Origin of the sequence: Blautia sp. DFI.3.45, assembly GCF_020593505.1 — a bacterium.
GTDB classification, from domain to species: Bacteria; Bacillota; Clostridia; order Lachnospirales; family Lachnospiraceae; genus Blautia_A; species Blautia_A wexlerae.
The window spans coordinates 1-10,561 of sequence record NZ_JAJDMI010000071.1 but is presented as its reverse complement, the minus strand read 5'-3'; the positions used below and the strand labels follow the sequence as shown (position 1 = coordinate 10,561).

At 42.3% G+C, this 10,561-nt stretch carries 11 protein-coding genes and 1 riboswitch; all 11 genes read left to right on the top strand.

The genetic code is table 11. The features are described from left to right. Positions 1-778 precede the first annotated feature (778 nt). Positions 779-2,164 carry a sodium-dependent transporter gene (locus tag LJE09_RS16025; RefSeq protein ID WP_118588149.1) on the top strand — a complete coding sequence of 462 codons (1,386 nt, stop codon included), beginning with the start codon at positions 779-781 and terminating at the stop codon, positions 2,162-2,164. A 33-nt stretch (positions 2,165-2,197) separates the two neighbouring features. Further along, complete coding sequence (locus LJE09_RS16020; protein ID WP_044951901.1) at positions 2,198-2,383, top strand: hypothetical protein; 186 nt, start codon at positions 2,198-2,200, stop codon at positions 2,381-2,383. Between the two features lie 36 nt (positions 2,384-2,419). Next, positions 2,420-3,058 (top strand): thiamine phosphate synthase, encoded by a 639-nt coding sequence (thiE, locus tag LJE09_RS16015; RefSeq protein ID WP_008705937.1) that lies wholly within the window; start codon positions 2,420-2,422, stop codon positions 3,056-3,058. 22 nt (positions 3,059-3,080) lie between these two features. Then, positions 3,081-3,890, top strand: a complete 810-nt coding sequence (gene thiD, locus LJE09_RS16010; protein ID WP_008705936.1) for a bifunctional hydroxymethylpyrimidine kinase/phosphomethylpyrimidine kinase — start codon at positions 3,081-3,083, stop codon at positions 3,888-3,890. 8 nt (positions 3,891-3,898) lie between these two features. Then, positions 3,899-4,765 carry a patatin-like phospholipase family protein gene (locus LJE09_RS16005; RefSeq protein WP_022380059.1) on the top strand — a complete coding sequence of 289 codons (867 nt, stop codon included), beginning with the start codon at positions 3,899-3,901 and terminating at the stop codon, positions 4,763-4,765. 334 nt (positions 4,766-5,099) lie between these two features. Further along, a complete protein-coding gene (locus LJE09_RS16000; protein WP_008705927.1) occupies positions 5,100-5,471 on the top strand; it encodes a GntR family transcriptional regulator in 372 nt (123 codons plus the stop codon). Between the two features lie 3 nt (positions 5,472-5,474). Next, the gene (locus LJE09_RS15995) at positions 5,475-6,320 is read left to right on the top strand and encodes an ABC transporter ATP-binding protein (protein WP_173679501.1); all 846 of its coding nucleotides are present in this window, start codon (positions 5,475-5,477) and stop codon (positions 6,318-6,320) included. Next, positions 6,317-6,967: an ABC-2 transporter permease gene (locus LJE09_RS15990; protein WP_025580357.1), complete on the top strand. Its 651-nt coding sequence runs from the start codon at positions 6,317-6,319 to the stop codon at positions 6,965-6,967. The genes LJE09_RS15995 and LJE09_RS15990 overlap by 4 nt, the downstream gene beginning before the upstream one ends. 87 nt (positions 6,968-7,054) lie before the next feature. Continuing rightward, positions 7,055-7,323: riboswitch (cobalamin riboswitch) on the top strand. Positions 7,324-7,438: 115 nt separating this feature from the next. Beyond that, on the top strand, positions 7,439-8,539 hold the full coding sequence (locus tag LJE09_RS15985; RefSeq protein ID WP_025580358.1) for an ABC transporter substrate-binding protein: 1,101 nt from the start codon (positions 7,439-7,441) through the stop codon (positions 8,537-8,539). A 14-nt stretch (positions 8,540-8,553) separates the two neighbouring features. Next, the gene (locus tag LJE09_RS15980) at positions 8,554-9,639 is read left to right on the top strand and encodes a FecCD family ABC transporter permease (RefSeq protein WP_226852954.1); all 1,086 of its coding nucleotides are present in this window, start codon (positions 8,554-8,556) and stop codon (positions 9,637-9,639) included. After that, positions 9,639-10,394, top strand: coding sequence for an ABC transporter ATP-binding protein (locus LJE09_RS15975; RefSeq protein WP_008705921.1), 756 nt, complete (start codon positions 9,639-9,641; stop codon positions 10,392-10,394). Before LJE09_RS15980 ends, LJE09_RS15975 begins: the two co-directional genes overlap by 1 nt. The last annotated feature ends 167 nt before the right edge of the window (positions 10,395-10,561 follow it).

Sequence of the window (10,561 nt, the reverse complement as noted above, 5' to 3'; positions counted from 1 at the left end):
GTCAGTATCCTATTTTCATTATAGGCTGAGATAAGCTTTCATGATTCGTTGACAATCGAATAGACAGCACAACAGGTACATAACTCATGTACGAGCGAATGTGAAACGCCGCGAAGATGGAGCAGTCAGGGAGGTGATGAAAGAACTGCTTCGGAGCGATCTGCGATTTCATAAAACGGATTGTGGCAGATTCATGCCAAAACACCTCGCGGAATAGTGATGTGTGAACAGTAACCAAAAGTTTGACTTGATTCGAAAAAGTATATTGAGTATATTGCAAACAAAAAATGCATATGATATAATGCCAGTAGGCAAAATGATAAGGTTAAATTCATTTATAACACAGCAAAAGCCCCAGAGTTGCGACCTCTGAGGCTTTTTTATTCCGTTTGGGCAGGGTGGCTTATTCCCCCAGGCTGGCTACCAGCTGCTATTTTCTATCCAACCATTTGCAAATGTAGTAGGCGATTACACTTGCCAAGATAGAAAGCATAAATGATAAGATCATATCCATTTACAACACACCCCCTTTCTGCACCTGTCTAGGGGTGGTAGCTCAACTATTATATCATAGAACAATGTGTACAGAAAGACTATACTTGAAATATATACTGGGATAGTGGTGTGTGAACAGTAACTATGTTACAATTAAGTCTGTAATTATTATTAGTCTTTGACATTCCCGCATCTTTTTGATACTATAGAATCAGTAAAAAACTAGCAGACCTCCCATGGGAGAAATCCTATGGGAGGTTTTTGTAACGAGGTGAGGTGTATAATGAAAAAAGAAAACAATTCTGCACATAACCATAACAGAGGAAGCTTTTCCGGAAGGATTGGTTATGTGCTGGCAGTTGCAGGTTCTGCAGTAGGACTGGGAAATATCTGGAGATTTCCATATCTTGCAGCGAAATATGGAGGCGGAATTTTCCTGCTGATCTATATTCTTCTGACAGCGTCATTTGGTTATGTACTGATCATGTCAGAAACAGCCCTTGGACGAATGACCAGAAAGAGTCCGGTAGGTGCATTTGAGCATTTTGGAAAAACGAAATCATTCAAAATCGGCGGATGGTTAAATGCAGTGATTCCAATGCTGATCGTTCCTTATTACAGTACGATTGGCGGATGGGTAATTAAGTATCTTGTGGAATATTTCAAAGGAAATGTCCAGGCAGTAGCGGAAGACGGATATTTTGGAAACTTTATTTCCGATTCCTGGCAGGTGGAACTCTGGTTTCTGGTATTTGCGGCGCTTGTATTCATCATCATTCTCGGTGGTGTACAGAACGGTGTAGAGAGAATGTCAAAGATCATGATGCCGGTTCTGGTAGTTCTGGCAGTCGTAGTTACAATCTATTCTGTCACACGTCCGGGCGCTGTTGAAGGTGTGAAATATTTCCTGATCCCGAATGTGAAAAATTTCTCCTGGATGACAGTAGTAGCAGCGATGGGACAGATGTTTTATTCTTTGTCCATTGCAATGGGAATCCTCTATACTTACGGTTCCTATGTCCGTAAAGATATGGATATCGAGAGATCTACCACACAGGTTGAGATTTTCGATACAGGTATCGCAATCCTTGCGGGACTGATGATTATTCCGGCGGTATTTGCATTCTCCGGTGGAAATCCTGAAACACTTCAGGCAGGACCATCTCTGATGTTTATCACATTGCCAAAAGTATTTGCAAGTATGGGATTTGGTACTGCAACAGGAATCGTATTCTTCATACTTGTATTACTTGCAGCTCTGACAAGTGCAGTTTCCCTGATGGAAACCAGTGTTTCCACATTCATGGACGAACTTCACTGGAGTCGTAAGAAATGCTGCGGTCTGATGGTTGTGATCATGATTGTACTTGGAACCGCATCTTCCATGGGATATGGACTTCTGGATTTCATTCGTATCTTTGGAATGAACTTCCTTGATTTCTTCGATTTTATGACAAACTCAGTAATGATGCCGTTGGCAGCACTTGCAACCTGTATTCTGATTCTTCGTGTTGTTGGTATTGATGGAATGGTAAAAGAAATTGAACAGTCTTCTCCATTCCGCAGAAAGAAACTGTACAGAGTATTTATCAAATACTTTGCACCGATTTGCCTGATCATTATTTTGCTGAGTTCTATTGCAAACGTTTTGGGAATTATCAGTATGTAAAAAATATATGACTCTTTTTACAAAGAATGCAGCATGGATCAACTGCAAGACAAGAGAAGAAGCAACTGCACAGTTCACCAGGAAGAATGGCTGGCAGGCAAACATGGCAGGAAATCTGCCAATGAATGTGTGAAATGTGGTAAGTGGGAAGAAGTATGTCCGCAGCATATTAAGATCAGAGATGAGCTGGAGAAAGTTGCAGCAGAACTTTTGGGATAAATTGCTATAGATAAGAGTAGAAAAGAGGAGTGAAACATGAAATTCGATAAAGAGAAAATGCGCTTATACGCAATAACGGATCGTCACTGGCTTAATGGGCGGAGCCTTAAGGAAGTGGTAAAGGAGAGTCTGGATGGAGGCGTAACCTTTCTGCAGCTCAGAGATAAAAATTCAGATGATGAAACTTTCCTGCAGGAAGCAGCTGAACTTCAGGAATTATGCAGAGATTATAAGGTACCTCTGATCATAAATGACAATGTGGAAATTGCTTTGAAGATGAATGCAGATGGTGTTCATGTAGGGCAGAGTGATATGGAAGCAGGTGCTGTGCGTGAGAAACTTGGACCGGATAAAATCCTGGGAGTTTCGGCACGAACGGTAGAGCAGGCATTGCTTGCACAGGAGCGTGGTGCAGATTATCTGGGGGTGGGTGCAGTATTTGCAACCGGTTCAAAAGCAGATGCGGCAGAACTTCCCCATGAAACACTGAAGGCAATCTGTGAAGCGGTATCTATCCCTGTGGTGGCAATCGGAGGGATCACAGCAGAAAATATATCTCAGCTAAAGGGAACAGGGATTTGCGGTGTGGCAGTGATCAGTGCCATTTATGCTCAGAATAACATTAAAGAAGCAGCAGAAGAACTGAAAGAGGCAGTAGATAAGATTGTATTATAGAAGAAATGAGAGGAAGACAATTATGAGAACTGCACTGACGATCGCAGGAAGTGATTCCAGCGGAGGCGCCGGAATCCAGGCAGATATTAAGACAATGATCACAAATGGTGTATATGCAATGAGTGCCATTACCGCATTAACTGCACAGAATACAACCGGTGTACAGGCAATATTAAATGTAACACCGGAATTTCTGGGGCAGGAACTGGATTCTGTTTTTCAGGATATTTATCCGGATGCGGTAAAAATCGGAATGGTATCAGATAAAGATCTGATTCATGTAATAGCAGAGAAACTGAAACAATATAAAGCGGAAAACATTGTTGTGGATCCTGTTATGGTTGCAACAAGCGGTGCCAAGCTGATCAGTGATGATGCAGTGGAGATATTGAAGCAGGAACTGTTTCCACTGGCTGATGTGCTTACTCCGAATATTCCGGAGGCAGAGGTTCTGGTTGAAATGTCAGTGACCAATGCAGAGGAAATGATAGAGGCTGCCGGAAAGATTTCTGAGACATATCATTGTGCAGTACTTTGCAAAGGCGGACACAGCATTAATGATGCAAATGATCTGCTTTACTATGATGGAAAATATTGCTGGTTTGAAGGAAAGCGTATCGATAATCCAAACACACATGGAACAGGCTGTACGTTGAGCAGTGCCATTGCTTCCAATCTTGCAAAGGGATATGACCTGCAGACTGCTGTAAAACGTTCCAAACAGTATATTTCAGGAGCACTGGCGGCAATGCTTGACCTGGGAAAGGGAAGTGGCCCTATGGATCATGGATTTGCAATCCGAAATGAATATGTGAAAGAAAGTGAAAAGTGAGAATAGCTATGGAAGACAATAAAAAGAAAGGCCTCGGAATGGTTCTGGAAGGTGGAGGTATGCGGGGACTGTATACAGCCGGAGTTCTGGATGAGCTGATGGAGCAGGGGATTTATGCAGATTCTACAGTTGGCGTTTCCGCCGGTGCAATTTTTGGATGTAATTATAAGTCCCGCCAGATTGGACGAACCCTTCGTTATAATACCAGATTCTGCAAGGATAAACGATATATGGGATTGAAAAGCTGGATCACTACCGGCGATCTTTACAGCAAAGATTTTGCATATGGGGAGGTGCCCTGGAAGCTGGATGTTTTTGACACAGAGACATTTGCCAGATCACCCATGAAGTTTACGGTTGTATGTACAGATATTGAAACAGGAAAACCCTGCTATCAGGAATGCAGAATGGGAGACAGGCTGGATGTGGAATGGATGCGTGCATCAGCTTCCCTGCCACTGGCCGCCAGACCGGTAAAGCTGAATGGAAGAATGTATCTGGACGGTGGTATCTCAGATCCGATTCCTGTAAACTGGATGCTTTCACAGGGTTATGAGAAAAATGTGGTAGTATGTACTCGCCATCCGGGATACAGAAAAGAACATAATAAGCTGATGCCGCTGCTCAGACTGAAGTTCAGGGAGTATCCGGAGCTTGTAAAGCTTCTGGATGAACGTCATATTCAGTATAATCGTATGCTGGATAAAATCGCATATCTGGAAAAAGAGGGCAGGATCCATGTTATCCGCCCGGACAGAGACATCAGTGCCAAACCGGTTGAGCGTGATCCCGCCCATTTAAAGGAGATTTATGAGGTGGGACGGAGAGTGATGAAAGCTGATATGGAGAAACTGAAGGCGTATTTGGCAGAGTAGAAAACAGAGAAAAAACCATTACATAAAAACAAATTAAAAACAATTCTTTAACCGAATTAAGTGAGTTCCCTGCAGAGCAGTTATTCGGTGTAGAGATACGTAGCAATGTGGATTAAGAATCTGATAAGAAGAAAGATAGATTTGGAAAATTTTATAACCGAATCCATCTTTCTTTTTGTCTGTAGAAATGTTTTTAGTCTGCAAATCGAAGTGAGATGTTATCAGTGAACAGGGGCAGGCAGACTCGTTTGATAAAATATAAAGCATAACAGTATAAAACAGTTGACAACAGTTATGCACTGTTATATACTGTTTGCAGATGGAGGAGAAACATATGCATATAATAATCAATAATTCATCCATGGTACCTATTTATGAACAGATCATAGACCAGATTAAGTCTGCGATTATCAGAGGAGAGTTACAGCCGGACACTGTATTACCTTCAGTACGCAGTTTGTCAAAGGAACTGAAGATTAGTGCCCTGACTGTGAAGAAAGCCTACGACAATCTGGAAGAAGAGGGATTTACCGTCACTGTTCATGGAAAAGGAACCTACGTTGCAGCCACAAATAAAAACCTGATGAGGGAAGAACAGCTCAAAGAAGTAGAACATGATCTGGAGCAGGCGATCATGAAGGGCAGAAGATGTGGACTGAACGATGAGGAAATCAGAAATCTTTTTGAAATGATCATGGAGGACTAAGACATGTTGAAAATCAGTCATTTGCAGAAAAATTACAGAGGTTTTTCGCTGGACTGTTCTATGGAAGTACAGCCTGGGATGATTACAGGACTTATTGGAAGAAATGGTTCCGGGAAATCCACCACATTTAAAGCTTTGCTTGGCCTGATTCATCCGGATGGCGGAGAGATAGAGGTCTTTGGGAAAAAGGCAGAAGAGCTTAAGCCGGAGGATAAGCAGAAACTGGGAGTTGTTTTTGCAGATTCAGGCTTCAGTATGTATCTGACAGCAGCGGGCGTGGCCAATATTATGAAAAGCATATATCCGGATTTTGACAGAGAGAAATTCCTGCAGCAGTGCAGAAGATTCAATCTGCCCACAGACAAGAAAATCAAAGAATTTTCCACTGGTATGAAAGCAAAGTTTAAAGTACTGGCAGCATTAAGCCATAAGGCAGAACTGCTGATTCTGGATGAGCCCACAGTTGGTCTGGATGTGATAGCCAGGGATGAAGTGCTGAACATGCTGAGAGAATATATGGAAGAAAATGAAAGCAGTTCTATTCTGATCAGTTCACATATTTCATCAGATCTGGAGAGTCTTTGTGACGATTTTTATATGATCCATGCCGGAAAAATTATCCTTCATGAGGATACAGATGTACTGCTGTCAGATTATGCAGTTCTTAAAGTTGCAGAAGAAGAGTACGAAAAACTGGATCAGCAATACCTTATTAAGATCCGGAAAGAAGCTTATGGATACAGGTGTCTGACAAACCAGAAACAATTTTATATGGAAAATTATCCGGATGTTGTAATTGAGAATGGAAAGATTGATGATCTGGTAGTGATGATGGAGGAACAGGTATGAAGGGATTATTTGTAAAGGATATAGAACTGATGAAACAGCAGAAACAGTTTTTTATCCTGGTTGTTGTAATGGAAGTCATCCTGAATCTGGCAGGAAGCGGGAGTGTCAGTTTTGCTACAGGATATTTTACGATTGTCACAGCAATTTTTGCCATTACGACTATAAGTTATGATGAGTTTGATAATGGTCTTGCGTTTCTTATGACCTTGCCGGTTACCAGAAAACAGTATGTGGCGGAAAAATATCTGCTGGGAGCAGGGCTTACGGCTGTAGCGTGGGGAATTGCAACGATAACGGGAGTAATCTGCAAAGGTGTGGCAGAACTTCAGGGGTGTCTGAGTGAGACTATCATTGGCAGCCTGATATACATTCCACTGGCACTTCTTATGCTGGCGGTATCGCTCCCGCTTGTAATACATTTTGGAGCGGAAAAAGGACGTTATATTGCAATGGTCATGTGGGCTATTATATTTGCCGTAGTTTATATTCTGATAAAAACAATGGGACTTTCAGCAGACGCAGTCGATGCATGGCTGAATGGACTGAACTGGGGAATGGTATTGGCCGGAGTTGTATTATTTACAGTAATTGTATATATGGGGTCTTTTTGGATTGGTGTCCGGCTTATGGAGAAGAAAGAATTCTGATGTGTCTCGAATATGGTTGTAATTATAAAAGCAGTGTGCTAAAATTGTATCAGCGTAATTGAATAAGCTGTTAAGTGAACATTATCATATGCAGATTTTGTGTATGGTAATGTGAGAGGGAATCAGGTGAAATGCCTGAACGGTTGCGGCCACTGTATACAGAAAAAAAGCGGGATTGTAATATGTCATTGCACAAATATGTGAGAAGGCGGAATCCGGCTGTCAGAGAGTATCTGGAAATATTTCTGATACAACATTCATGAACTGCTGAAGCATGGATGTTGTATCAGTTTTTATTTTGTGGAAATTTTCTGTGATCTGTGAGTCAGGAAACCTGCCTGACAGCGTAAAGAAGGAGCTTCCGTAAAAAGTATCCGTTATTCTTATCACTTCTATTTTACTTTTTCTGAAGTCCCATCTTTTCGGTTACACGAACAGGTAAATAACATATACGAAAAGAGAGGAAGTCAAATGAAAAACAGGTATTTATCCACAAGAATCATGGCAATTATGATGGCAGCAGCTATGGCAGTTTCCGCAGCTCCGGCAGCTTTTGCAGCAGAGAGAGCAGACTCTGAGACAATCAAAGAGGACAATCAGCCGGCAGCAGATGCAGACGCACAGGATTCAGCAGATGCAGATAAGACAGCAGACGCAGAAGGTACAAAGACAGAATATCCTCTGACCATCACAACCTATGATTATGATGGAAATGAAATCGAAACAACCTATGAAAAGGCACCAGAGAAAGTTCTTGCTGTATATCAGGGAAGCATTGAAACCATGCTTGCACTTGGCCTGGAAGACCGTCTGGTAGCTACTGCAGGTCTTGACAATGAAGTTCCGGATGAACTTAAAGATGCATTTTCAAAAACAAATTATCTTGATGAATTTACCCCATCCCTTGAGACTGTAACGATGTTGGAGCCAGACATGATCTTATCCTGGAGCTCCCTGTTTTCTGATAAAAATCTCGGAAATGTAACAGACTGGATCGACAAAGGATGCAACACTTATTACAACACAAACACACGCCCTGACGGAGACAGAACTCTGGAAAATGAATTTACAGACATCTTAAATCTTGGAAAGATTTTTGATGTACAGGACAAAGCACAGGCAATCGTAGATGATGCAAAGGCAGTGATCGATAAAACTCTTACAGCAACAGCAGATGTAGAAGAGAAACCAAGCGTAATGGTTCTGGAACCTCTTGGAGAAGATATCACAAACTATGGTGCAAAGAGCCTTGGTGGAGATATGGTAACACAACTGGGTGCGACTCTGGCAAACCCGGATGCTTCTACAGCAGGAAAAGAAGATATCATTGCAGCAAACCCTGATGTGATTTTTGTTGTATACATGCCATATGCAGGTGATGATCCGGAAACTGTAAAAGAAAGCCAGCTTGCCGTTATCAAGGATGACGAAGCACTTCAGAGCCTTGACGCTGTAAAGAACGGTCGTGTTTATCCGATCATGCTCAGTGAAATGTACGCAAGTGCAACACGTACACAGGATGGTATTGAAACTTTCGCAAAAGGATTATATCCGGATGTGAATCTTGACTGATTGAGGACATAACAGTGAAAGAACAGGTTTCACAGACAAAAAAAGGCAGTGTGCTCAGGACATCCATGTATGTGGCAGTTCTTATCGGGCTTGCGGCATTTTTGATTTTTTCCATTCTTGCAGCAATCACTTTTGGAAATGCAGATCTGTCACTGAAAGATGTTTACAGTGTCATTGCATATAAATTGTTTCATATCAAAAGCCTGTCCGCCTATGCAGAAGGCGCAGTTCACGATGTTGTGTGGCTGATCCGGCTGCCCAGAGTCCTGCTGGCTCTGGCAGTTGGAATGGCTCTTTCCGTCTGTGGCGTAGTTATGCAGGCGATTGTCCAGAACCCACTGGCAGATCCATATGTACTTGGTATTTCATCCGGTGCATCCCTTGGTGCAACACTGGCGATCATGCTTGGAGTTGGTGGATTTCTCGGTGGAAACTCAGTTGGTGTTCCTGCATTTATTGGTGCAATGGTCACTTCTTTTGCAGTAATTGCCATTGCAAACATGGGCGGAAAAGCTACTTCTGCTAAACTGATCCTTGCCGGAATGGCCGTCAGTGCGGTATGTTCTGCTTTTTCCAATTTTGTTATCTATATCACCAATGACAAAAATGCAGCAACAGAAGTAATGAAGTGGATGATGGGAAGCCTTGCAGGCGCAAGCTGGAGCAGAGTAGGTGTAATGCTTCCTGTTACATTGATCTGTGTAATTATTTTCTGGACGCAATATCGTAATCTGAATCTGATGCTGTTAGGAGATGATGTATCGATCACACTGGGAACTGATTTGCACAGGCTGAGAACTTTTTATTTGATCGTTGCTTCTGTAATGATCGGGTTTGCAGTATATTGTGCAGGTGTGATCGGCTTTGTAGGACTTGTGATCCCTCATGTGATCAGAATCCTTTTTGGAACAGACCACAGAAGATTATTGCCATTAAGTGCACTGCTTGGTGCATCGTTCTTGATCTGGTGTGATGTGGCATGTCGTGTGATCCTGAAGAATTCTGAGATGCCGATCGGTGTGCTGGTATCCATTATCGGTGCTCCATGCTTTATTTATCTGCTTGTGCGGAAATCCTATGGATTTGGAGGTAGTAAGTAATGAAAATCACTACAGAAGATATTCAGGTTGGATTTCACGCCAGACAGATACTGAAGGGAATTTCCATAGAGTCAAAGGATAAGGAACTGGTAGGGATCATCGGACCAAACGGAAGCGGAAAATCTACATTATTAAAATGCATCTACCGTATCCTGAAGCCAGATGCAGGTGCCGTTTATCTGGACGGCGAAGAACTCCATTCCATGAGCGTAAAAAGCTCCGCCAGAAAAATGGCAGTTGTGGCACAGCACAATTACTACAACTTTGATTTTACCGTACGGGAAGTCGTGTTGATGGGACGTGCACCTCATAAGAAAGCATTGGAACGGGATAATGCAAAAGATTACCGGATTGTTGAAGAAGCACTGAAAACGGTACAGATGGATGCATTTGCGGATCGCACATTTTCTACGCTGTCAGGTGGAGAGCAGCAGAGGGTTATTCTGGCAAGAGCACTTGCACAGCAGACACCTGCACTGATCCTTGATGAGCCGACTAACCATCTGGATATCACACATCAGATCATGCTGATGGAACTGGTAAAGAAACTTAACGTAACTGTAATATCAGCTATCCATGACCTGAATATTGCGGCGGCATACTGCGATAAGATTTATGTATTGAAAGATGGTGTGCTGGAAGGATATGGAACTCCACAGGAAGTACTCACTCCGGAGCTGATCAAAAGGATTTACCAGGTAGATTCGGAAGTGGTAAATGACAGCCGCGGGAAGATGCATATTTTATTTTTATAATATGAGAATTGACAGGCCAGAGTCAGAAAAAATTTTGACTCTGGCCTGTTGTATATGGAGGAAAAAGATGAATAAGATAGGAATTTTAACAACCGTAGCAAGAATTCCCTCACCTATAGGTGATGGGATGAATTGCACATTCGAGCATGTCTGCTCAAATTTATAAA

What these genes read in the sequence shown, in the direction of transcription:
- LJE09_RS16025 (WP_118588149.1), top strand. Translation starts at nt 779, where the DNA reads ATGAAAAAAGAAAACAATTCTGCACATAACCATAACAGAGGAAGCTTT.
- LJE09_RS16020 (WP_044951901.1), top strand. Translation starts at nt 2,198, where the DNA reads ATGGATCAACTGCAAGACAAGAGAAGAAGCAACTGCACAGTTCACCAG.
- thiE (WP_008705937.1), top strand. Translation starts at nt 2,420, where the DNA reads ATGAAATTCGATAAAGAGAAAATGCGCTTATACGCAATAACGGATCGT.
- thiD (WP_008705936.1), top strand. Translation starts at nt 3,081, where the DNA reads ATGAGAACTGCACTGACGATCGCAGGAAGTGATTCCAGCGGAGGCGCC.
- LJE09_RS16005 (WP_022380059.1), top strand. Translation starts at nt 3,899, where the DNA reads ATGGAAGACAATAAAAAGAAAGGCCTCGGAATGGTTCTGGAAGGTGGA.
- LJE09_RS16000 (WP_008705927.1), top strand. Translation starts at nt 5,100, where the DNA reads ATGCATATAATAATCAATAATTCATCCATGGTACCTATTTATGAACAG.
- LJE09_RS15995 (WP_173679501.1), top strand. Translation starts at nt 5,475, where the DNA reads ATGTTGAAAATCAGTCATTTGCAGAAAAATTACAGAGGTTTTTCGCTG.
- LJE09_RS15990 (WP_025580357.1), top strand. Translation starts at nt 6,317, where the DNA reads ATGAAGGGATTATTTGTAAAGGATATAGAACTGATGAAACAGCAGAAA.
- LJE09_RS15985 (WP_025580358.1), top strand. Translation starts at nt 7,439, where the DNA reads ATGAAAAACAGGTATTTATCCACAAGAATCATGGCAATTATGATGGCA.
- LJE09_RS15975 (WP_008705921.1), top strand. Translation starts at nt 9,639, where the DNA reads ATGAAAATCACTACAGAAGATATTCAGGTTGGATTTCACGCCAGACAG.